This is a genomic window from Phenylobacterium sp. (genome assembly GCF_035309685.1).
Taxonomy (GTDB): Bacteria; Pseudomonadota; Alphaproteobacteria; order Caulobacterales; family Caulobacteraceae; genus Phenylobacterium.
Map to the genome: position 1 here is coordinate 21,126 of NZ_DATGEX010000052.1, position 22,024 is coordinate 43,149.

At 69.5% G+C, this 22,024-nt stretch carries 21 protein-coding genes; 9 read left to right on the forward strand and 12 right to left on the reverse strand.

Annotation, left to right across the window (positions count from 1 at the left end; all coding sequences use genetic code 11):
* Positions 1 to 16 precede the first annotated feature (16 nt).
* A complete protein-coding gene (locus VKQ35_RS16510; RefSeq protein WP_324363574.1) occupies positions 17 to 454 on the forward strand; it encodes a hypothetical protein in 438 nt (145 codons plus the stop codon).
* Here the strand turns inward: VKQ35_RS16510 and recQ are convergent.
* From recQ to VKQ35_RS16525, 3 genes are read right to left on the reverse strand one after another with little or no spacing between them, the layout of a single operon-like run.
* Positions 451 to 2,298, reverse strand: a complete 1,848-nt coding sequence (recQ, locus tag VKQ35_RS16515) for a DNA helicase RecQ (protein WP_324363576.1) — start codon at positions 2,296 to 2,298, stop codon at positions 451 to 453. The genes VKQ35_RS16510 and recQ overlap by 4 nt on opposite strands.
* Positions 2,299 to 2,347: 49 nt before the next feature.
* Positions 2,348 to 3,388: a TauD/TfdA family dioxygenase gene (locus VKQ35_RS16520; RefSeq protein WP_324363578.1), complete on the reverse strand. Its 1,041-nt coding sequence runs from the start codon at positions 3,386 to 3,388 to the stop codon at positions 2,348 to 2,350.
* A gap of 5 nt (positions 3,389 to 3,393) precedes the next feature.
* Positions 3,394 to 5,157: an N-acyl-D-amino-acid deacylase family protein gene (locus VKQ35_RS16525; RefSeq protein ID WP_324363580.1), complete on the reverse strand. Its 1,764-nt coding sequence runs from the start codon at positions 5,155 to 5,157 to the stop codon at positions 3,394 to 3,396.
* A gap of 191 nt (positions 5,158 to 5,348) precedes the next feature.
* Between VKQ35_RS16525 and VKQ35_RS16530 the strand changes: the two genes are divergently transcribed.
* Positions 5,349 to 5,477 carry a hypothetical protein gene (locus VKQ35_RS16530; protein ID WP_324363582.1) on the forward strand — a complete coding sequence of 43 codons (129 nt, stop codon included), beginning with the start codon at positions 5,349 to 5,351 and terminating at the stop codon, positions 5,475 to 5,477.
* Here the strand turns inward: VKQ35_RS16530 and VKQ35_RS16535 are convergent.
* Positions 5,474 to 5,914, reverse strand: a complete 441-nt coding sequence (locus VKQ35_RS16535; RefSeq protein WP_324363584.1) for a hypothetical protein — start codon at positions 5,912 to 5,914, stop codon at positions 5,474 to 5,476. The two genes, VKQ35_RS16530 and VKQ35_RS16535, sit on opposite strands and share 4 nt — an antisense overlap.
* A 96-nt stretch (positions 5,915 to 6,010) precedes the next feature.
* On the opposite strand from VKQ35_RS16535, the gene VKQ35_RS16540 reads away from it, so the two are divergent.
* From VKQ35_RS16540 to VKQ35_RS16555, 4 genes are all read left to right on the forward strand, one after another.
* Positions 6,011 to 7,162, forward strand: a complete 1,152-nt coding sequence (locus VKQ35_RS16540; protein WP_324363586.1) for a DNA cytosine methyltransferase — start codon at positions 6,011 to 6,013, stop codon at positions 7,160 to 7,162.
* Between the two features lie 85 nt (positions 7,163 to 7,247).
* Positions 7,248 to 8,240, forward strand: a complete 993-nt coding sequence (gene cysK / locus VKQ35_RS16545; RefSeq protein ID WP_324363588.1) for a cysteine synthase A — start codon at positions 7,248 to 7,250, stop codon at positions 8,238 to 8,240.
* Complete coding sequence (locus VKQ35_RS16550) at positions 8,241 to 9,425, forward strand: NAD(P)/FAD-dependent oxidoreductase (RefSeq protein WP_324363590.1); 1,185 nt, start codon at positions 8,241 to 8,243, stop codon at positions 9,423 to 9,425. It begins immediately after the preceding gene.
* A 213-nt stretch (positions 9,426 to 9,638) separates the two neighbouring features.
* A complete protein-coding gene (locus VKQ35_RS16555) occupies positions 9,639 to 10,076 on the forward strand; it encodes a DNA mismatch endonuclease Vsr (RefSeq protein ID WP_324363592.1) in 438 nt (145 codons plus the stop codon).
* On the opposite strand, the gene VKQ35_RS16560 is transcribed toward VKQ35_RS16555, so the two are convergent.
* The 4 genes from VKQ35_RS16560 to VKQ35_RS16575 form a co-directional block, all read right to left on the reverse strand.
* Positions 10,073 to 10,333: a hypothetical protein gene (locus tag VKQ35_RS16560; RefSeq protein ID WP_324363594.1), complete on the reverse strand. Its 261-nt coding sequence runs from the start codon at positions 10,331 to 10,333 to the stop codon at positions 10,073 to 10,075. The two genes, VKQ35_RS16555 and VKQ35_RS16560, sit on opposite strands and share 4 nt — an antisense overlap.
* 95 nt (positions 10,334 to 10,428) lie before the next feature.
* Positions 10,429 to 10,899 (reverse strand): OsmC family protein, encoded by a 471-nt coding sequence (locus tag VKQ35_RS16565; RefSeq protein WP_324363596.1) that lies wholly within the window; start codon positions 10,897 to 10,899, stop codon positions 10,429 to 10,431.
* Positions 10,900 to 10,909: 10 nt separating this feature from the next.
* A complete protein-coding gene (locus VKQ35_RS16570) occupies positions 10,910 to 12,697 on the reverse strand; it encodes an acyl-CoA dehydrogenase C-terminal domain-containing protein (RefSeq protein ID WP_324363598.1) in 1,788 nt (595 codons plus the stop codon).
* Positions 12,698 to 12,733: 36 nt separating this feature from the next.
* The gene (locus VKQ35_RS16575) at positions 12,734 to 13,213 is read right to left on the reverse strand and encodes a MerR family DNA-binding transcriptional regulator (protein WP_324363600.1); all 480 of its coding nucleotides are present in this window, start codon (positions 13,211 to 13,213) and stop codon (positions 12,734 to 12,736) included.
* A gap of 196 nt (positions 13,214 to 13,409) precedes the next feature.
* Between VKQ35_RS16575 and VKQ35_RS16580 the strand changes: the two genes are divergently transcribed.
* Complete coding sequence (locus VKQ35_RS16580) at positions 13,410 to 15,893, forward strand: zinc-dependent metalloprotease (protein ID WP_414692357.1); 2,484 nt, start codon at positions 13,410 to 13,412, stop codon at positions 15,891 to 15,893.
* On the opposite strand, the gene VKQ35_RS16585 is transcribed toward VKQ35_RS16580, so the two are convergent.
* Positions 15,890 to 16,630: a TetR/AcrR family transcriptional regulator gene (locus tag VKQ35_RS16585; protein WP_324363604.1), complete on the reverse strand. Its 741-nt coding sequence runs from the start codon at positions 16,628 to 16,630 to the stop codon at positions 15,890 to 15,892. The two genes, VKQ35_RS16580 and VKQ35_RS16585, sit on opposite strands and share 4 nt — an antisense overlap.
* A gap of 144 nt (positions 16,631 to 16,774) precedes the next feature.
* Here VKQ35_RS16585 and VKQ35_RS16590 point away from each other — a divergent pair, with 144 nt between their 5' ends.
* Complete coding sequence (locus VKQ35_RS16590; RefSeq protein ID WP_324363606.1) at positions 16,775 to 18,070, forward strand: cytochrome P450; 1,296 nt, start codon at positions 16,775 to 16,777, stop codon at positions 18,068 to 18,070.
* Here the strand turns inward: VKQ35_RS16590 and VKQ35_RS16595 are convergent.
* The gene (locus VKQ35_RS16595; protein ID WP_324363608.1) at positions 18,067 to 19,761 is read right to left on the reverse strand and encodes a lysine--tRNA ligase; all 1,695 of its coding nucleotides are present in this window, start codon (positions 19,759 to 19,761) and stop codon (positions 18,067 to 18,069) included. The two genes, VKQ35_RS16590 and VKQ35_RS16595, sit on opposite strands and share 4 nt — an antisense overlap.
* A gap of 287 nt (positions 19,762 to 20,048) precedes the next feature.
* Here VKQ35_RS16595 and phnD point away from each other — a divergent pair, with 287 nt between their 5' ends.
* Positions 20,049 to 21,038: a phosphate/phosphite/phosphonate ABC transporter substrate-binding protein gene (gene phnD / locus VKQ35_RS16600; protein ID WP_324363610.1), complete on the forward strand. Its 990-nt coding sequence runs from the start codon at positions 20,049 to 20,051 to the stop codon at positions 21,036 to 21,038.
* Positions 21,039 to 21,085: 47 nt separating this feature from the next.
* Here the strand turns inward: phnD and VKQ35_RS16605 are convergent, their stop codons facing one another.
* Together VKQ35_RS16605 and VKQ35_RS16610 are read right to left on the reverse strand one after the other, a co-directional pair.
* Entirely contained in the window at positions 21,086 to 21,502 is a 417-nt protein-coding gene (locus VKQ35_RS16605) for a PaaI family thioesterase (RefSeq protein ID WP_324363612.1), read from the reverse strand.
* A complete protein-coding gene (locus VKQ35_RS16610) occupies positions 21,499 to 21,939 on the reverse strand; it encodes a PaaI family thioesterase (RefSeq protein WP_324363614.1) in 441 nt (146 codons plus the stop codon). The genes VKQ35_RS16605 and VKQ35_RS16610 overlap by 4 nt, the downstream gene beginning before the upstream one ends.
* Positions 21,940 to 22,024: the final 85 nt, after the last annotated feature.

Consider the following 22,024-nt stretch of genomic DNA (forward strand, 5'->3'; position numbering starts at 1 on the left):
AGCTTGGGAGCCTTCGATGCGCCGGACCTGCATCGCCCTCATCGCCGCCGCCCAGTTCGCCGTAGCCCTGGCGACGCCGACCTTCGCCCAATCACCGACCGCGGCGCCGGCTCAGCCGCCGGCCACCGACGAGGCGCTCGCCGCGAAGCTGGCGAGCGCCGCCGAGCTCGCCGACCAGAACCGGCGCTCCAACGCGCTCAACGTCGAGGTCAATCGCAAGAACCGCGAGGTGCAGGCGCGCAACGACGCCGCCACGGCCGCCTACGCCAAATCCATGGCGGACTATCAGGCCCAGATCGCGGCCCAGAACGCGGCCAACGCCAAGTCCCAGGCGGACTACGACAGGCAGGTCGTGGCCTGGAAGGCCGACGTGGCGGCGTGCAAGGCCGGCGAGGTCAAGCGCTGCGGCCCGCCGCCCCCGCCACTGCCTTCAGCCAAGGCCGCCCAGCCCTAGGCGAAGGCCCCCACCACCTCCAGGACCGCCTCGCCGTAGCGGGCGAGCTTGCCTTCGCCGACGCCGTTGACGCGTTCCAGGGCCGCGCGGGAGCCCGGCTTCACGGCGGCGATCTCGGCCAGGGTCCGGTCGTGGAAGATGACGTAGGGCGGCACGTGCTGGCTCTTGGCCTCGCGGGAGCGCCAGGCGCGGAGCGCTTCGAACAGGGCTTGATCTGAAGGCGCGGTGACCAGCGCCTCGCGGGAGGTTTTTCTGGCCTTGCGGGTCCGGCTGGCCGGCGCCTCGTGGCGGGTCTGGATCTGCACGCGCCGCTCGCCGCGGAAGACCGCCTTCACCGCCGCCGCGTCGCCCACGCCGACCAGCGGGCGGCCGTCGTTGGGATCCTCGCGCAGCAGGCCCTCGAACAACAGCTGCTCGACCAGGTCGCGCCAGGCGTTGGCGGAAAGGTCCTGCCCGATGCCCCAGGTGGAGAGCGACGTCTCGAAGTCGGATGCGTCCTTGGTCTTGGCCAGCAGGTGGTCGACCAGCCGCCCACGCCCATAGCGCCCGCCCAGGCGATGCGCCGCCGACAGCGCCTTCTGGGCGGCCTCGGTGGCGTCGGAGAGCTCCACCTGTCCCGTGCAGAGGTCGCACTGCCCGCAGGCCTCGACGCCCTCTTCGCCGAAGTAGCGCCGCACCGTCGCCGCGCGGCAGCCGGTGCCGTCCAGCAGCGCGTAGAGCTGGCGCACCTTGCCGACCTGAACCTGCTTCACCGCCCCATCGACATCGCGCTCGGCGATGCGGCGGAGCGCCCAGCTCATGTCGGCCGCGCCGTAGAGGGTGATGCCTTCGGCGAGGTCGCCGTCGCGGCCGGCGCGGCCGATCTCCTGCCAGTAGGCCTCGATCGAGGCTGGCGGATCGGCGTGGATCACGAAGCGGACGTCGGGCTTGTCGACCCCCATGCCAAAGGCGATGGTCGCCACCATCACCGCCTCGTCGGCCTGCAGGAACTGCTCCAGGCGGTCGATGCGCAGCTGGCGGTCTAGGCCGGCGTGATAGGCCAAGGCCGGCACGCCGGCGTCGCGCAGGGCCTGGGCGAGCTTTTCGGTGTTGTCGCGGCTGCCGGCGTAGACGACGCCCGAGCGGTTCGGCCGCGCGGTCACCAGTTCGACGACGCGTTTGTGGGCTTGGCCGCGCTTGCGTTCCGCCGACAGCACCAGCTCCGGCCTGGCGAAACTGGCGACGAATTCGGCGGACTGTTCGAGCCGCAGTTCGCTGCGGATATCCTCCCGCGTGCGGGCGTCGGCGGTGGCGGTCACCGCCAGGCGCGGGACGTTGGGGAAGAGGTCGGCAAGCCGCCCCAGCATGCGGTAGTCGGGCCGGAAGTCGTGGCCCCATTGGCTCACGCAATGGGCCTCGTCGATGGCGATCAGGGCTAAGTGGACCTGGCTCAGCCGCTCCAGCATCCACGGTTGCATCAGGCCTTCGGGCGACACGTAGAGCAGGTCCAGTTCGCCGGCCTCGATGCGCCGCCAGATCTCGCCCTTTTCCGCCGGGTCGATGTTAGAATCGAGCCGCGCGGCGGCCACGCCCGACTGTTGCAAGGCGGCCACCTGATCGGTCATCAGCGCGATCAGCGGCGAGACCACCAGGCCCAGACCGGGGCGGATCAGGCTGGGGATCTGGTAGCAGAGGCTCTTGCCGCCGCCGGTCGGCAGCACCGCCATGGCGCTGCGCCCCGCCAGCACCTCGACGATGACCTCGCCCTGCAGGCCGCGGAACTCCTGATGCCCAAAGGTGCGCCGCAGGATCTCGCGCGCGTCGTGCAGGGGATCGGTCTCGGCTTCGGCGACGGCGGACGGCATGGGCCGGTTATGGGGGCGACTCACGCATATTGCTATGGGGCGAAGGGCCCTAGGTCGCCGCGTCCATCCGGCTGATGGTCGGTTTCTTCGCCCAGTGCTTGCCCATGTGGTTGGTGAAGATCTTCGGGCGGTCGGCGAGCACGTCGGTCTCCAGCCACAGGCGCTTCAGGTGCCGGATCTGGCCGGTCGCGCGGTCGTCCTCGTAGGGCTCGCGGCCGTGCAGCACGTGGTAATTGTTGATGAACTGCATGTCGCCGGGCTGGAAATCCATGATCACCGAATAGTCGCCGCCCTCGGCCATCTCCTGCATCCAGGTGAGCGCCGCGATGGCCTTCTTGGTCAGGCGCGGCGCGTCCTTGTGGCGCTGGGAGGCCAGCACGTAGGGGCGGATCAGGCGGATGAACAGGCGGTCGCCGTGGCGGGTGAAGATCGGCATCAGGTACCAGCCGGGCTTCCCGGGCGCCTGTTCGCCCCGGTAGTCGAAGGGCTGCGGCTTGTAGAGCTCGGCGGCCAGGTCCGGCCGCTCGCGGACCAGCCGGTTGTGCAGGGCGACCGAGTTGCAGACCGCAGAGCGGCCGCCGGAAATACCGGTCCTGAGGCACATCAAACCCACAAGGTCGGAGCCGTCGCAGTGGAAATCGAGGCCGACGAGGCCGATCTCGTTGCCGCGCGCGGTGGGGTCGTCCTTGGCCTTGCCGTGGTCGGTGACGTCGCCCAGCAGATGGCCCTTGGCGTTCTGCGGCCATGGGCGGCCGAGGTGCGCGCCGACGCCCCAATAGGCCATGCTCATCTCGTCGTTGGACCAGCGCTCGCGGGGCAGCCCGCGGATCAGCACGAAGCCTCGCCCATCCATCAACTCGCGCTCGATCGCCTTGAGCCGGGCGCCCAGCGTCGGCAACGGGAACTGATCCTTGCCGATCGCCAGGAAGTCGTCGGAGACGCCGAAGGCGTGATCCACCGCCGCTTCCAACTCGTCGACCTCGGCGGGCGACAGGTGCTCGGTCCAGCGCGAAGGGTCGGCCACGTCGCGCGCGGTCCATTCGCAGGCGGTCTCCAGGACCTCCGGCCGGAAGGGCGTCACGTCGTTCATGGCGCCTACTCCGCCGCCATCGCCGTCGGCGCCGCCTGCGCGCCGCGCAGCAGGCGGCCCGGCAGGGCGTCGGTGGGCTCGCCGTCGCGGTAGGTGACCTGGCCGGCGACGATGGTCGCGGTATAGCCCTCAGCCCGCTGGATCAGCCGCCGGCCGCCTGACGGCAGATCATAGGCCACCTGCGGCGCCTTCAGCTTCAGCCGGTCGTAGTCGATGACATTGAGGTCGGCGCGGTAGCCGGGCGCGATCAGGCCGCGGTCGAACAGGCCGACGGTCTCGGCGGTGTCGCGGCACTGGGCCTTGACCATCTTCTCGATGCTGAGCTTCGGGCCCCGGGTGCGGTCGCGGGTCCAGTGGACGATGTTGGTGGTCGGGAAGCTGCCGTCGCAGATCATGCCCACGTGCGCCCCGCCGTCCGACAGGCCAGGCACCACGCAGTCGTGCTGCAGCATCTGGTAGGCGGGGTCGAGGCTGTTCTGGGCGTAGTTGAGCAGCGGCAGGTAGAGCATGCCGCGCCCGCCGCCGGCCCCGCCGTCCAGCATGTGGTCGAGCGCCACCTCGCGCGGATCGAGGCCGCGGGCGGCGGCGATAGCGGCGACGGAAGTCTCCGCCGTCGGCTCGTAGTCCGGGCTCTCCAGGCCCATAGGGAAGATGCGCTCCCAGGCCCGCGCCGGCGAGAGGCCCGGGGCCCGCGCACTGTCCGGATCGTCGGCCAGCAGGCGGGCGCGGAAGTCCGGGTCGCGCAGGCGGGCGATGCGCTGGGCGAACGGCAGGTCCTTGATCTCGCGGTAGGTCGGATAGGTGCTGAACGGGTTGGCGGTCAGCTCGAAGCCGAACAGCACGCCCACGGGCCGGGTCGCGACCTGGGCCCGCATCGAAAGGCCGGCCGCCTTGGCGGCGGTCATCCGCTCCAGCATGTAGCGCCACTGTTCCGGATCGCGCGGGCTCTGCAGCAGGGAATAGGAGAGCGGCCGGCCGGAGGCGGCGACGATCCGCTGCAGCATGTCGAACTCGGCCTCGGGATCGTTGAAGTCGCTGACCACCTGCAGGACGCCCTTGCCCGCGCCGTTGTTGGCCGCGGCCATGCCTAAGGCGATGCCGGTCAGCTCGTCCTCGCTGGCCGTCAGCGTGGCGATCGGCGAGCCGTCGGAGGAGCGGTGGTTCAGCGTCCGCGAGGTCCCGAAACCGATGGCGCCGGCCTCCATGGCCCGCTTGGCGATCGCCGCCATGGCGTGGATATCGGCCTGCGTCGCCGGCTCGCGGTTCACGCCGCGTTCGCCCATCACGAACACCCGCAGCGCCGCGTGCGGCAGCTGGCTCGCCACATCGACGTCGAAGGACCGCGAGGCCAGGCCGTCGAGATAGTCAGGATAGCTCTCCCAGTTCCACGGCAGGCCCTCGGAGAGCACCGGGAAGGGAATGTCCTCGACGCCTTCCATCAGCTGGATCAGCCGGTCGTGGTCGGCGGGCTTGCAGGGCGCGAAGCCGACGCCGCAGTTGCCCATCACCACGGTGGTGACCCCGTGCCAGGACGAGGGCTGCATCCGCTGGTCCCAGGTCGCCTGGCCATCGTAGTGGGTGTGGATGTCGACGAAGCCGGGGGTCACCAGCTGGCCGCGGGCGTCGATCTCTTCCGCGCCAGCGCCGCTCACGCGCCCGACCGCGGCGATGGCGCCATCCTTCACCGCCACGTCGCCCTCGAAGGGCGCGGCGCCCGAGCCGTCGACCACGCTGCCGCCGCGGATCACCAGGTCGTAAGCCTTTTCCATCGCGCATTCCCTCAGGTGGAGGCCGTCTCCGCGGTCCTTATCCCATTTTGCCGCTTCGCAGGGCTGGTCGGTCAAGCGGGATCGCGGCGCCCCCGGCGCCGGTCACCAAGGATTCAGCATGCCTGTTCCGCGGAATTTAACCGCGACAAGCTAGACCATGGGCCCGCGTGAGATCGGTTGAGGGACCCATCATGGCGCTTAAGATGTTTCTGGCCGCGGCCGCCGCGGCCTCGGTCGCCGTCGGCTTCTGCCTGCCGGCGACCCATTCGCACACCGAGCCCAGGTCGCAGATTCAGCAGCTCGAGGTCGGGCGGCGCTAGGGCTTTGCCGGCGTGGCCGCCGCCGAAGCCGCCGGGGGTCCGGCGCAGCCGCTGAGCGGGGTGGCGTCTGGGAGCGTCACCTCCGCGGAATAGCCATAGGTCGCGCCGCTCGACGCGTCGGTGCAGCTGCTCGCATAGAGGCTGACCTTCATCGTCTGGCGGTCGGCCAGGGCCACGGTCCAGGTCGCCGAATGGTCCGTGATCGCCGCGCCCGGCGCGGTTCCCGCCAGGTCCGGCTGGCCCGCGCGGGTCAGCGTGATCTGCCCGCCGCGGATTTTCAGCCCCCACTCAGGATCGAAGCCCCGCGCGTCGAACGGCTGGGCGAAGTTGCTGGCGGTATCGGGCGGCGGCGCGGTGGACGGCGGTTTGTCATTGCCGCAGGCGCTGAGCGCCAGGGCCGCGAGCAGGGGAGCGGCGAGAGAGATCGGCCGGGGCATGGGCGTGTTTCGGGTCCTCTAGGGGTCCGCCAGCAGACTTCGTCTTCTGGGGTCTTCGCCTTTGGTATCGCGCGACGCAGGTTAGACTAAGGCGCGATGAGTCGGGCGCCCTTCTCCTTCTACGAATTCTTCGCCGGCGGCGGGATGGCCAGGCTGGGCCTTGGCGAAGCCTGGACCTGCGCCTTCGCCAACGATTTCGACCCGGTGAAGGCCGCGACCTATCGGGCCAATTTCCCCGATGCGGCCGCCCCTGATCTTGGGGGGCATTTCCACGAGGGCGATGTCTGGCGGCTGGCGGCCGATGGGTTGCCGGGCCAGGCGGACCTCGCCTGGGCGTCGAGCCCTTGCCAGGATTTCAGCCTGGCCGGCGCGCGGGCGGGCCTGGCCGGCGGGCGCTCCGGCGCTTTCTTCGGCTTCTGGCGGCTGATCGAGGGCCTGTCCGGCGAGGCGCGCGCGCCACGTGTCATCGTCATCGAGAACGTCAGCGGCCTGCTGACCTCGCACGGCGGGCGGGACTTCGCCGCGCTCGGCGCGGCGCTGGCGGCCCAGGGCTACAGTTTCGGCGCTCTGGAGGTCGACGCGGCGGCGTTCGTTCCGCAGTCACGGCCGCGGATTTTCGTGATCGCCACCCGTGAGGCGGTTCCGCCGGGACTGACCGGCGCAAGCCCCTTCCACACCCGGGCGGTGAAGGCCGCCGCGGCGAACCTGCCGGCCGACCTCGCCGCCCGCTGGGTCTGGTGGCGAGCCGCCGCGCCGCCGCCGCGCAACACCGACCTCGCCGCCCTGCTGGAGCCGGACGCCGACGTCGATTGGCATTCGGCGGCGCGCACGGCCCGCTGGCTGGAGCTGATGGCGCCCCTGCATCGCGCGCGCCTGGAGGCGTTCCGAACGCGCGGCGACCGCGCCGTGGGCGCCGTCTATCGGCGGATGCGGGTCGAGGAGGGCCGCCGCGTGCAACGGGCCGAGGCGCGGTTCGACGGCCTGGCGGGCTGCCTGCGCACGCCGCGCGGCGGCTCCTCGCGGCAGGTGATCGTGGTGGTGGAGGACGGCGGCGTCCGCACCCGCCTGCTGACCGCGCGGGAGGCGGCGCGGCTGATGGGCCTGCCCGACAGTTACGTCCTGCCGCGCGCCGCCACCGCCGCCCTGCACGTCGCCGGCGACGGCGTGGCCGCGCCGGTGGTGCGCTGGCTGGCGCGGGAGATCCTGGAGCCGTTGCTGGCGCGCGCCGCCGTGCTGGCGGCCGAGTAGCCGCGCCGGGCTCTTCCAATCCTACCCGGAAGTCTTAGGGTCGCCCCGAAACCAGGGGCGGATCGCCCCGCCAAGAGGTCCCAGCATGGCCGACGCCACCCCCGACAAGATCTACGACGCCGCCCGCTTCCGGCGGGCCGGCCGGGGCAAGATCTTCGACTCCATCCTCGACACCGTCGGCGACACGCCGCTCGTGCGCCTGCCGCGGCTGACCGCGGCGCTGAAGCCCAAGGGCGAGGTGGTCGCCAAGCTCGAGTTCTTCAATCCGATCGCCTCGGTGAAGGACCGCATCGGCGTGGCCATGGTCGAATATATGGAGGCCAAGGGCGACCTGAAGCCGGGCGGCATCATCGTCGAACCGACCAGCGGCAACACCGGCATCGCGCTGGCCTTCGTGGCCGCCGCCAAGGGCTACCGGCTGATCCTGGTGATGCCGGAGAGCATGTCCATGGAGCGGCGCAAGATGTTGCTGATCCTGGGTGCGAAACTGGAACTCACGCCCGCCGAGCGCGGCATGGCCGGCGCCGTGGCCCGCGCCCGCGAGATCGTCGCGGCGACGCCGGGCGCGGTGATGCCGCAGCAGTTCGATAATGTCGCCAACCCGCTGATCCACCGGGTCTCCACCGCCGAGGAGATCTGGAACGACACCGGCGGCGCCGTCGACGCCGTCGTGTCCGGCGTGGGCACCGGCGGCACCATCACCGGCGTCGGCCAGGTCCTGAAGAGCCGCAAGCCGTCGGTGCGGATGATCGCCGTCGAGCCGGAAACCTCCGCCATCCTCTCCGGAGGCCCGCCCGGACCGCACAAGATCCAGGGCATCGGCGCGGGCTTCGTCCCCTCGATCCTCGACCGCCAGATCATCGACGAGGTGGTGCAGGTCTCCAACGACGACAGCTTCGCCATGGCCAGGCGCGTGGCCGCCGAGGAAGGCATCCCGGTCGGCATCTCGTCGGGGGCCGCGCTCACCGCCGCCTTCGACGTCGCCAGCCGCGAGGACATGAAGGGCAAGCTGATCGTCACCATCATCCCCAGCTTCGCCGAACGCTACGTTTCGACCCCGCTGTTCGAAGGGCTGTGATTGAAGACGGCGGTCGTCGGCTGCGGCGTCGCGGGCCTCGCCGCGGCGCTGGCGCTTCACCGTCGCGGGCATAGGGTAACCCTCCTTGAGGCCTTCGAGCAGCCGCGCCCGATGGGTTCGGGCCTGTTGCTGCAGCCCTCGGGGCTAGCCGCTCTGCGGAGTCTGGGTCTGTTGGACCCTGCCCTGGCGCTGGGCGCACGGGTTGAACGCCTGGACGGCCGCGACCTCAATGGGCGCCGGCCCATGAACATGTCCTACGGCGCCTGGCGCCCGGGCGGTTTCGGCCTTGGCATCCACCGCGCCAGCCTCTTTGGACTGCTGCATGACGCAACCAGGGCTGAAGGGATCGAGATTCGCACCGGCGCCGAGGTCACCGGCTTCGACCGCCTTGAGTCGCCATCTCTGACGGACGCCGTCGGACGGGCCCACGGACCGTTCGATCTGGTCGTGGTCGCCGACGGCTCGGCCTCCCAATTGCGCGGCCTGCTTCGGCCCCGCAGCCGCGCGCCGCTCTATCCGTGGGGCGCGGTCTGGGCCAACGCCCGCGATCTCGATGGCCGCTTCTCCGGCGCGCTCCATCAGCGTTACGACCGCGCCTCGACCATGGTTGGCGTGTTGCCCATCGGCGCGGGTCCCGATGGCGCGCGGGACCTCGTCAGCGTCTTCTGGTCCCTGCCGCGATCGCAGATGGACGATTTCTTCGCCGGCGACCTGACGGGCTGGCAGGCGCGGGTTCTGGTCATCTGGCCGGAGACCGAGCCCCTGTTGGCGCAGTTCGCGGGGCCGCTGGACTTCTCGCGCGCCACCTATCGCGATGTTAGCGTCGGCCGCTGGTCCGCTGGGGCCTTCGTCCTCATCGGCGACGCCGCCCATGGGACCAGCCCGCAACTGGGCCAGGGCGCCAACCTTGGCCTCGTGGACGCGGTGGAGCTGGGCCTGAGGGTCGAGGCGCCCGAGCATCTGGCCCGCTATCAAAGAAGCCGGCGGGGGCAGACGGCGCCCTACCAGCTGATGTCGCGGGCGCTGACGCCGCTCTTCCAGTCGCATGGCTGGCTGGGTCCGGCCGTTCGCCGCTGGTTGTTCGCTCCGCTCGCCCAAGCCCCGGCCCTGCGGCGGGTCGCGGCCCATGTGCTGACCGGCGTGTTTCGTCTGGGGCCGACCCCCGAAGAGCTCCGGCCAGACTGAGCCATAGAACCCATGGCAGCCAGTTTGCCCCCCGGGTTCAGCAACTCAAGGACGCGCCGGAGGCGCGCCGCGGCGCGGGCGGCCAAGGGCCGCTCCTTGACTTGCTGAACCCGGCGGGCTCGCATCAACCATGAGATCAATGAACGGGAAGCACCTCACGGTGCTCCTTCCACTCCGCTCATCCCCGCGAAAGCGGGGACCCAGGCGTTTTTCGTGACCGACGTCTACTCCCCAGAGAAGCGCTCGGCGGTGATGCGCCGGGTGAAGGGCAGGGACACCTCGCCGGAGATCGCCGTCCGCAAGGCCCTGACCAAACTCGGCGTCCGCTACCGCCTGCACCGCAAGGACCTGCCGGGAAAGCCCGACATCGTCATGCCGGGCCGGCGGCTGGCGATCTTCGTGCATGGGTGTTTCTGGCATGGCCACGACTGCGCCCGTGGCGGCAGAGTCCCAAAACAGAACCGAGATTATTGGCTCGGCAAGGTCGCGCGCAACCGGGACCGCGACGCCAAGGCGCGCGAGTCGCTGGCGGCGCTCGGCTGGCGCGTCGAGACGATCTGGGAGTGCGATCTGAAGGATCAGGCGGCGCTGACCGCTCGATTGACGGCGTTCCTTCGGAAGGGCTCGCCGCCCGTGACACTGAGCAGCTAGATGAAGTCGTTGACCGGTGAGACGTCACGCCTGACGACGAGCCCCTGGGAGTCGAATCGCACCTGGATCAGGATCCGCGACTTGAAGACCAGGCGGGCGAACAAGCTGGGCGCTGGGAGGTATGATTCAATCTCCGAGAGCTGTCGCGAGTAGGCGTGGGACACGTGGCTCCTGTCCAGCAGGCCCGCGACATCGTCATAGGTCATGCCCAGCGGGACGCACCGATCGATGACCGATCGCACCTGGGTCCAATCCATTCTGCGGGTCAAAAGGCAGTCGCCGGGAGCCGGCTGCGCCATGGCGGACCCGGGAAGGCTGACCAGGGCTGCGGACGCGAGAAGCGCGGCGGCTCTCACGCGCTGACCTTCTCCTCCACCACGATCTCAGTCTTCACCGAATTGGCGATGAAGCAGATGTGGTGGGCCTCGTGGTGCATCTCGTCGCGCTCGGCGGGGGTTGGCGCCCGGCCCTCGTAGGTCACCTGCGGGCGCAGGGTCACCTTGCTGACCCACATCTCGCCGTCTTCGCGCCTGGTCATCTCGCCCACCGCCTCGTCGCGGTAGCGGGTGACCTTGAAGCCGGCCTCGCGGGCGATGTGAAGGAAGCTCAGCATGTGGCAGGTGTTGATGGCGCCGACCAGCATCTCCTCGGGATCGACGGCGCCCGGGACCGACCATTTGTTGCCGACGATCTGGTGGCTGGCTGTGCCGGGCGCTTCGAAGCCGGAGCCGAACACCACCGCGTGGCCACGGCTGTAGCGGCCGGTGGCGAAGTCCTCGCCGTCCTTCAGGCTCCAGTCGGCGGTGGCGCGGTAGGTTCCCATCGTGCCTCTCTCAGAAAGCTTCGGCCGGCAAGGCCATCAGGGTCTCGGCGCCGGTCTTCAGCTTGGTCAGGCGCGAGCTGGTTTCGGGCAGGACGCGGGCGATGTAGTAGCGGCCGACGGCGAGCTTTTCCGCATAGAGCGGGTCGCTCGACCCGGCGGCGATCTTGGCCTGCGCGGTCTTGGCCATCATCGCCCACATGTAGGCAAGCGCGGTCAGGCCGAAAAGGTGCAGGTAGTCGGTGGACGCGGCGCCCGCGTTGTCGGGGTTGGCGAGGCCGTTCTGCATCAGCCACATAGTAGCCTCCTGCAGCTCGCCCTTGGCTTTCGCCAGGGCCTCGGTGAAGGGCTTCAGATCCTCGTCGGCGTCGTTGGCGGCGATGAAGCCGTCGAGCTCGGCGAAGAACCCCATGACGCCTCGCCCGCCCTCGGCGGCGAGCTTGCGGCCCACCAGGTCCAGCGCCTGGATGCCGTTGGTCCCCTCGTAGATCAGCGCGATGCGGCAATCGCGAAGGTACTGGCTGACGGGGAAATGCTCGGTGAAGCCGGACCCGCCGTGCACCTGCATGGCGTCGGAGCAGACGGCGAAGCCGCGGTCGGTGAGGAAGCCCTTCAGCACCGGCGTCATCAGCGCCATGTAGTCGTGGCCCTTCTGGCGCACGGCCTCGTCGGGGCTCGCCTCGGCCAGGTCGCCGTGCAGAGCGGTCCAGAACAGGAAGGCGCGGCCGCCCTGGACGATCGCCTTGGCGTCCATCAGCATCCGCCGCACGTCGGGGTGGACGATGATCGGATCGGCCGGTCCGTCGGGGTTCTTCGGCCCGGTGAGCGAGCGGCCCTGCAGGCGGTCCTTGGCGAATTCGGCGGCGGCCTGGTAGGCGGCCTCGGCCTGGGCGATCCCCTGCATTCCGACGCCGAGGCGGGCCTCATTCATCATGATGAACATGATCGAGAGGCCCCGGTTCTCCTCGCCGATCAGCCAGCCGGTCGCCTCTTCGTGGCTGATCACGCAGGTGGCGTTGCCGTGGATGCCCATCTTCTCTTCCAGGCCCAGGCACTTGACCGAATTGCGCACGCCCGGATTGCCGTCCGCATCCGGAATGAACTTGGGTACGATAAAGAGACTTATCCCGCGCGTGCCGGCCGGCGCCCCTTCGATGCGGGCCAGGACCAGGTGGACGATGTTCTCGGTGAGGTCGTGCTCGCCGCTGGAAATCCAGATCTTCTGGCCCGAGATCCTGTAGGTCCCATCCACCTGGGGAACCGCCTTGGTGCGCAGCAGGCCCAGGTCCGTGCCGCACTGCGGCTCGGTCAGGTTCATGGTCCCGCCCCACTGGAACGAGGCGAGCTTGGGCAGGTAGAGGTCCTTCTGCTCCTGGGTCCCCGCCGCGTGGATCGCCGAATAGGCGCCGTGCGTCAGGCCCGGATACATGGAAAACGCCATGTTGGCCGCCGAGCTCATCTCCGAAAAGGCGAGGTTGACCACATGCGGCAGGCCCTGGCCGCCATAGGCCGGGTCCGACCCCAGCCCAGGCCAGCCGCCGTCGACCAGCTGGCGGTAGGCTTCCTTGAAGCCCTTGGGCGTGGTGACGCTGTTGTCTGCCGCCCAGTGGCAGCCTTCCTTGTCGCCGACGCTGTTCAGCGGCGCCAGGACCTCGGCGGTGAAGCGCGCCGCCTCCTCAAGGATCTGGTCGACGGTGTCCATCGACGCGTCGGCGAAGGCCGGCAGGTTCGCATACCGCTCAAGCTCGAGCAGGTCGCGCAGGACGAAGGCGTAGTCGCGGACGGGCGGCTGATAGGGCATCGCGGTCTCTTTTCCTGAGCCGCGATGGGAGCGCGGCTACTTCGCTTCGCTATGTTCCACGCCATCGAGCCTGCGGCGCAACATCTGATCGTAGTCCGCCGCGCGGGGCAGCAGGTCCGGCCGGGTTTGCGTCAGCCGCGCTTCCAGGACTTCGCAGCCGTCGCGCAGCTCCTTGATGGCGTTGTCGATGTCGACCTTCTGGTGCTCCAGCGCAATGATCCGCTCCTGGAATTTGCGCAGCGACTTGGCCGCCTGCTGGGCGCCGCCGTCGTCGACCTCGTAGAGATCGAGGATCTCGCCGATCTCCGCCAGCGCCAGGCCGACCCGCTTGCCGCGCAGGATGAGCTGCAGGCGGGCGCGGTCCTTATAGGAATAGACGCGGTTCAGGCCGTCGCGGGCGGGCGCGAGCAGGCCCTTGTCCTCGTAGAAACGCAGCGCCCTGGGCGTGCATTTGAACTCCAGGCACAGCTGGCGGATCGTGAAGGTGCGGTTGGGGCGGCGTAGGTCCGTGGGCATCGAAGTCCTCCCGGGGACGCTGGGCTGTAGGTGGAAAGGCTTACACTGTAATTGACACCGTAAAGGCACCTTTCCGTTTACGTCAAGGCGGCTGACGCAGCGTCGCCCCTCACGTTTCCTTGCCGAACGAGAGGGCTGGTGGCTTGGCCGCGGGCGAAGCCTGCGCCTAGTGTGCGCGCTCAAGGTTTTTCGGGGGATGGGTTTCGTGAAGCGTGGACTGTTCGGCGCGGCGGCGGCCGCCGCTCTTCTGTTGGCCGCGGCGCCGGCCTTGGCCTTTCAGGCGCCCCAAGGCGCAGGGGGCAAGCCCGCCGATGCGGTCGCGGGCCTGGCCCGTCAGGACGGCCTGCTGCCGACCTATGTCGACAAGGAGAAGGGCCGCATCCTGGTCGCCCTGCCCGCGCCCGACGCCGACGGCGTCAGCGGCCGCTTCCTCTATGTGACCGCCTTGAAGACCGGCCTCGGCTCGGCGCCCATCGGCCTCGACCGGGCCCGGGTCAGCCAGTCGAAGATCCTGGTCTTCCGCCGGATCGGAGCCAAGGTGATCGCCGAATACGAAAACCCGCGCTTCGTCGCCCACGGCTCGGCCGACGAGGCCGCCGCCGCCCGCGACGCCTTCGCCGTCTCCACGGTCTGGGCCGGCAAGGTCGAGGGCCTGACGGCCGACGGCCGGGTGCTGGTCGACCTCTCCACTTTCCTGACCCGCGACGTGGAGGACATCGCCGGCGACCTGCAGCGCAACGGCGAGCGCGGCTTCAAGCTGGTCCCCGACCTGTCGGTCGCCGACCCGTCGGCCGTGAAGGTCTTCCCGCTGAACCTGGAGTTCGAGGCTCGCCAGACCTTCGCCTCCGACACCCCGGGGCCGGAGGTGCGCAATATCGCCCCGGAGGCCAAGTCGATCACGCTCACCGTGCGCCACAGCCTGATCAAGCTGCCGGAGCCGGGCTACGTGCCGCGCATCGCCGACCCGCGCACCGGCGGCTTCAATTCGATCGTCTACGACTATTCGATGCCGCTGGATCAGGACATCGCCATCCGCCTGGCGCCGCGCCACCGGCTGGAGAAGACCGACCCGGGCAAGGCGCTGTCGCCGGTGAAGAAGCCCATCGTCTATTACGTCGACCGCGCCGCGCCGGAGCCGGTGAAGACCGCCCTCCTGCAGGGCGCGTCGTGGTGGGCCAAGGCCTTCGAGGCCGCCGGCTTCAAGGACGCCTACCGCGTGGAGATCATGCCGGAGGGCGCCGACCCGCTGGACGTCCGCTACAACGTCATCAACTGGGTGGACCGCGCCACCCGCGGCTGGTCCTACGGCCAGTCGATCACCGACCCGCGCACCGGCGAGATCGTCAAGGGCTCGGTGCTGCTGGGGTCGCTGCGCGTGCGGCAGGACATGCTGATCTTCGAGGGCCTGGTGGGCGCCGACCAGGACGGCAAGGGCGGGCCCAACGACCCGGTGCAGGTCTCGATTTCGCGCCTGCGCGAGCTCTCGGCGCACGAAGTCGGCCACACGCTGGGCTTCGCCCACAACTTCGGCGCCTCGACCCAGGGGCGCACCTCGGTGATGGACTACCCGCCGCCGCGCGTGAAACTGACCAACGGCAAGATCGACCTCTCCGACGCCTATGGGAAGGACATCGGCGAGTGGGATAAATTCATCGTCGACTGGCTCTACAGCGAGGTCCCGGCGGGCGCGGCGGGGCGCAGGATTCTCGACGACAAGGCCAAGGCCGCCGCGGCGAAGCTGCGCTTCGTGCAGGACGACGACGCGCGGCCGGTCAACTCCGGCCATCCGGACGGGGCGATCTGGGATGATGGCGCCGACCCCATCGCCGAGCTCGACCGGATGATGGCGGTGCGCCAGGTCGCGCTGGACCAGTTCGGCGAGCGCGCGCTTAGGCCTGGCGAGGCGCTGGAGGCGTTGCGCCGCAAATATGTGCCGATCTACCTCCTGCACCGCTACCAGGTCGAGGCGGCGTCGAAGTCGGTGGGCGGCGTCGATTTCGGCTACGGGATCAAGGGCGACGCCAGCGCCGTGGCCAAGGTGGTCCCGGCCGATCGCCAGCGGCAGGCCATTGCTGCGCTGCTGGCCGCCATGACGCCGGAGGCGCTGGACACGCCGGAGCGGCTGGTCGCGATCCTGTCGTCGGGCCAGTCGGGGCGGCCGGACCGCCAGACGACCATCGAAACCATCCCGACCGCCGCCGGCTCGATCTACGACAGCCTGGCCGCCGCCGATGTGGGCGCGGCCGTGGTGTTGGACGCGCTTACCTCGTCCGAGCGGCTGAACCGCCTGGTCGACCAGCACCGCCGGGACGCCAACCAGCCGGGCGTCGGCGAACTGGCGGGGCGGATGCTGGACGCCGCCTTCAAGCCCGCCGCCGGCCGCTACGCCGAGATCGCCCGGCGCGTACAGGTCCGCACGGTGCTGGAACTGGCCGCCGCGGCGCGCCAGGCCGCCACCTCGCCGGGCGCCGCCGCCGAGATCGACCAGGCGCTCGACGACCTGGCCGGCAAGCTGAAGGCCGCGCCGGGCGCCGACCCCTCCGACCGGGCGACCCGGCTCTACCTGACCCGCCTGATCGGCGACAAGGAGGAGCTGAAGCGCGTGCTCGCCGATCCGAAGATGCGCGTCGAGGTTCCGCCCGGCATGCCGATCGGCGAGGACGACGACGGGGATTTCTAGGGTTCCGCGCCCATGCGGCTGACGCCGGTCGGGGCGCCCTTCGCGCCGGGCGATGGGCCAGATCCGCTGGTGGCGTTCCAGTCGATGAGCATGTCCTGGATCACCGTTTCCGGGCCCAGCAGGTCGACGTTGCCTGGGGGCAGTCCGAGGATTCGATTTGTGATCGCCTCCTCGGCGCGCACCCGCTCGACGATCATCTTGAGGGCCGCGTCGACGTCGGTCTCGGCGGTCGCCATCGCCGTGATCACCAGGCCCCGGCGGCCGTTGCTCAGCCACAGCAGGGTGTCGGCCGCCGTGCGCGGATCGCCGGCGTCGAACACGCCCTCCGCCTCGCCCTGGGCGATGATGCTGGCGAGCGCCGGCGCGAGCACGGCGAAGGCGGCCTCGACGATGCGGTGGTAGAGCACCGCGTTCTCGGGTTTGAGCAGGGTGGTGAACATCGCCTTCAGCTCGGCGAGGTGCCCGCGCTTCCAATCGCGCCCCAGCGCGAGCAGCCGGTTCAGCCGCTGCAGCGCGTCCAATCCTGCGTCGGTCTGCAGCCCGTGAATAAAGCCCAGGCTCTCGCGGGCGAACCGCTGGGCGATCGCCTCCAGCAGATCCTCCTTGGCGCGGAAGTGGTGGTAGAAGGCGCCCTTCGACAGGCCGGTCGCCGAGATCACGTCGTTGATCGTCGTGCGCTCGTAGCCGCGGGTCAGGAACAGGCCCTGCGCGCAGTCGATCAGCTCCGCCCGCCGCACGGCCGGCGCTTTTAGAACACGCCGCCCAGACGCCTCGCCCATCCGCCTCGTTCCGACGATCAAATCAGGCTCGCACTTTACAGACCGACCGTCGGTCGGTAAAGAGTCATCCGGTCATTCGGCGCTCTTTTGGAAGGTCACGTCATGACCCACGCGTCCACCAGCCAAGCCTTTGCCGACCCGCGGCCCGCTCGCCGCCTGGCCCATCCGCTCAGCTTCGACATCACCACGGCGGCCTTCAAAGCCGATCCGCTCCCGACCTACGCGGCTATGCGCGCCGCCGGACGGGTGGTGCCGGTCAAGGTTCCGTTCCTGGGCAGCGTCTGGGCCACTACCTCCCACGCCGCAGCGCTCGCCATGGTCAAGGACAACGGCCTGTTCGTTCAGGAAGGCGAGCATGCCGGCAAGTCGGGCGTCGCCGGTTTCCAGTGGTGGATGCCCAAGTCGCTCAGGGCGCTGGCCAACAACATGCTGCAGAAGGACGAGCCGGATCACCGCCGCCTGCGCAAGCTGGTCGACGCCGCCTTCGCCCGCCGCGACGTGCTGGCCATGCGCGCGAGCATCGAAACCATCGCCGAGCGCCTGCTCGACGGCTTCGAAGGCCGCGATAGCGTCGACCTCGCGGCGGAATATTCGCGGCGCCTGCCGCTGGCGGTGATCGCCGACCTGCTGGGCCTGCCCGACCGGGAACGCGATGAGTTCGCCGAAATGGCGCGGCGCGCGCTCTCGCTGACCAATAGCTTCAGCCTGGTCCTGGCCATGGGCTCATTCAGCAAGATGATCGGCTATGTGAAGGGCCAGGTCGAAGCGGCCCGCCGCGATCCACGGCCCGGCCTCATCGGCGAGCTGGTCCGGGCCGAGCACGAGGGCGACAAGCTGGATGAGAACGAGCTCATGTCGATGATCGTGCTGCTGTTGATCGCCGGCTTCGAGACCACGACCCACCTGATCTCCGACGCCGTGGTCGCCCTCGAACAGCATCCCGACCAGAAGGCCTGGCTGCTGGCCGATCCGGCGGCGCGGATGGAGCGCGCCGTGGAGGAGCTCGCCCGCCATGCCTCGCCGGTGCAGCTCACCAAGCCCCGCTACGTCGCGAGCGACACCGAGTTCTTCGGCCAGCCGCTGCGCCGCGGCGAACTGATCGTCGCCCAGGTGGCCGCGGCCAATTGCGACCCCGCCGAATTCGATCATCCCGAGCGGCTGCAGCTCGACCGCTTCCCCAATCCGCATCTGGTGTTCAGCTCGGGCATCCACTTCTGCCTGGGCCAACAGCTGGCCCGGGTGGAGACCCAGGTCGCGCTCACCGCGCTCTACGCCCGCTACCCCGATCTGGCGCTGGCGACGCCGGACCGCGTCGAATGGATCGAGCGCCTGGGCATTAGGGGTCCGAAGACCCTGCCGCTGCGGCTGAACGGCGCCTCGCGTCGCTTGGCGGCCTAAGCGCTGAGCTCGCCGGCCAGCGCCTTCTCGATCAGCGCCAAGGTCCGCTCGACGCCGAAGATCGCCACGAAGGAGCCGAAGCGTGGGCCCTGGCTCTGGCCCAGCAGCACCTCGTAGAGGGCGGAAAACCAGGCACGCAGCGGCTCGAACCCGGCGGCCTTGCCGACCTCGAACACCTCGTTCTGGATGGCTTCGGCGTCGGCGTCGGCCGGCAGCGCCTTCAGCTTGGCGGCCAGCGCCAGAATCGCGGCGCGCTCCTGATCGGTCGGCGCGCGGAACACCTTCGAGGGCCGCACGAAGTCCTCGTAGTAGTTGATCGCATAGCCGGCCAGGTGGTCGAGCAGCGGCTCGCTGGCCGGCGTAGCCCCCGGCAGATAGCGCGACAGGAATCCCCAGAGGATCTCCTTGGTCGAGGCGTCGGCCGCGGAGACCAGGTTCAGAAGCAGCGCGAAGGTGACCGGCGAGCCATGCTCGGGCGGCGCGCCCCGGTGGACATGCCAGGCGGGATTGTCGATCTGCGTCTCGTTCGATCCCTCGACCTTCTTGCGGTTGAAGGCCTCCAGCTGCTGCAGATATTCGTCCGCCGCCTTGGGCGCGACGTCGAAATAGAGCCGCTTCGACGAGCGCGGCGACTGGAACATGTAATAGGCGAGGCTCTCCGGCGTGGCGTAGCGCAGCCACTCCTCCATGGAAAAGCCGTTGCCCTTGGTCTTGCTGATCTTCTGGTTGTGCTCGTCGAGGAAGAGTTCGTAGTTGAACCCCTCCGGCGCCTCGCCGCCGAGGATGCGGGTCAGCCGCCCCGACAGCTTCACCGACTCGATCAGGTCCTTGCCGGCCATCTCGTAGTCGACGCCCAGCGCCGCCCAGCGGGTGGCCCAGTCGGCGTACCACTGCATCTTCACCGCCCCGCCGGTCACCGGGACCTCGGTCGGGCCGCCGTCAGGGTCGTCGAAGGTGATGGTGCCGGCGTCCACGTTGTAGCTGAGCGTCGGGACCTGCAGCACCTTGCCGGTCTTGGGGCTGATCGGCAGGAACGGCGAATAGGTCGCCTGCCGCTCCTCGCGGAAGGTCGGCAGCAGCACCTTCAGGAGCTCATCGTGCCTGGCCAAGGCCCGCAGCAGCACGGCGTCGAACTGGCCGGACCGGTAGCATTGCGTCGCCGAATAGAACTCGTATTCGAAGCCGAAAGAATCCAGGAAGGCGCGCAGCCGTGCGTTGTTGTGCGCCCCGAAGCTCTCGTGCGTGCCGAACGGGTCGGGGACCACGGTCAGCGGCATCTCCAGATAGGGCTCCAGCGACTCCGGGTTGGGGATGTTGCCTGGGACCTTCCGCAGCCCGTCCATGTCGTCGGAAAAGGCGATCAGCCGGGTCGGGAGGGCGTCTTCAGTCAGCGCCCGGAAGGCGGTCCGCACCATGGTCGTGCGCGCCACTTCGCCAAAGGTGCCGACGTGCGGCAAGCCCGACGGGCCATAGCCGGTCTCGAACAGCACGGGCTTGCCCAGCGCCGGCAGGGTCTGCACGGCTTGCGCGAACTCGCCCCTGGCGAACAGCGTCGCGGCCAGGTCGCGCTCGGCGCCGTTGAGCCGCAGACGCGTGATGCGCTCAAGCAAAAGCCGCGCTTGCTCGAACGGCCAGCTCTTGGCGTCGCGGGCTTGGGTGGAAAGACCTTGCAGGGTGGACTGGGACGACATGGCGCTGCGGGTAACGTCCCGACAGCGGCCTGTCGAGGCCTGCGGTCCTGAACGGACCGCGCCTTAAGTCCATGGCGGCCAGATTCGCTTGGTCCTCTCGGCAACTCAAGGACTGGCGCAGCCAGCCGCTGCGCGGCGCGGCCAGGGCCGCGTCCTTGACTTGCCGAGAGGACCAAGCTTGCAATCAACCATGGGCTTCAGGGCTATCCAGCATCCTGAAGGATGCCGGCTGCGACCCTGATTCGACCTTCGCTCGCCTGTCGCAAAAGCTGCGCTATGGTCGGGCCATGAAACGCATCGCTCTCGCCGCCGCCTTCCTCCTCGCCCTCGCCGCCTGCGGCAAGCCCGCGGAGAAGCCCGCCGCCTCCAACACCCTGACCTTCTCGATCGTCTCCACCGAGGCGACCCAGACCCAGATGCAGGAGTGGGGTCCGTTCCTTAAGGACATGGAGAAGGCCACCGGCCTCACCGTGAAGCCGTTCTTCGGCTCGAACTACTCGGCGCTCATCGAGGCGCTGCGCTTCAAGCAGTCGGACCTCGGCTGGTTCACCAACCAGTCGGGCCTGGAGGCGGTGCGCCGCGCCGGCGGCGAGGTCTTCGCCCGCACCACCCACCCCAACGGCCACGACGGCTATCAGGGCGTGATCATCGTCAAGAAGGGCTCGGGGATCACGCTGGATAAGCTGCTCAAGTGCGGCCAGACCCTGGAGTTTGGCATGGGCGATGCGAAATCGACCTCCGGCACCTTGGCGCCCAACACCTATCTCTTCGGGCCCAAGGGCATCGATCCGGTGAAGTGTTTCAAGACGGTGCGCTCGGCCAGCGCGGAAGCGAACCTGTACTCGGTGGCCAATGGCGTCCTGCCGGCCGCGACCGACAACACCCGCTCCATGGATCGGCTGGCGGCGATCAACACCGACCAGTCGAAGAAGGCGCTGGACAGCCTGCAGGTGATCTGGACCTCGCCGACCATTCCGGAGGATCCGATGGTCTGGCGCGCCGACCTGGATCCGGCGGTGAAGAAGAAGGTCGCCGACTTCATCTTCGCCTATGGCGTCGGCGACAGCGACGAGGCCAAGCGGCAGCGCGCGATCCTCGAACGCATCCAGACCGGCCCCTTCAAGCACGCCGACAACACCCACCTGCTCCCCGTGCGCGAGATGGAGGCGACCGGCGAGGTGGTGCAGGCCAAGGCCAAGGGCGACCCCGCCGCGCTCGCCGCGGCGCAGGCCAAGCTCGACCAGGTGAAGAAGGAACAGGCGGCTCTGCCGAAGTGATCCTTCTCCCCGGGGAGAAGGTGGCCGCGAAGCGGTCGGATGAGGGCTCAGCCCTGGGCCAGCAGGAAGTGGCCCCTTAACGCCGCGAAGGGCTTGTCGCGGTCGTCCTGCCAGGCCTCGACATGGACGTTGGCGATCCGCCGGCCAACCTTGCGCAGGTCCGCCCGCGCGTAGGAGGTCAGCCCGCCGCGCCCGGGGCGCAGATATTCGATGGTCACGTCGATGGTCTTGGGCAGCCGCCGCGCCGGCTCGGCGACCGAGAGCTGGGCCAGCGCCGTCATCTCCAGGAACGCCCCGATCACCCCGCCGTGCAGGGCCGGGATGTAGGTGTTGCCGATCAGCTCCGGCTTGGCCGGCAGGATGGCGGTCATCTCATCGCCCGCCAGCTCGGCCTGCATGCCCAGGAACCGCACGTAGGGCACTCGCTGCAGGAAGGCCTCAAGCTGTTCTGCGGCCGTGGTCATGTGTTCGGCCGGTTGAGGATGAAGGCCGCCTGGGCGGTGGCGACCAGGTCTGCGCGGTCGACGTCCCAGGCCTCGGCCCGCACAAAGCCGACCGAGCGGGTGAGCTTGTAGCAGTGCGCCTCGCAGGTGACGCCGGTCCGGGGCGCGGCCGGGCGCATGTAGTCGATGCGCAGGTCGAGCGTCGCGGTCGAGAACGGCTCCTGGCCCGCCGCCGCGCCCATGGCCAGGCCGCAGGTGTGGTCGAGCAGGGTGGTGACCACGCCACCCGCGATCACTTGGGTGTCCGGATCGCCCACCAAGTCCTCGCGCCAGGGCACCGACAGGGAGCCCCGCGCCGGCGCCACCGAGACGAAGCGCATGCCGAGCGCCGCCGCCTGGGGCGTCACCTGCACCATGCGCTCGGCGATCTCGCGGAATTCCGGGGCGACGTCGCTCATCCTTGAAGGCGGTAGGACCGCGGCCAGCCACCGTCAATGTGGAGTCTGTGGGCGGAGCCTTCGCCGCTGCACTACATTAGCCCTC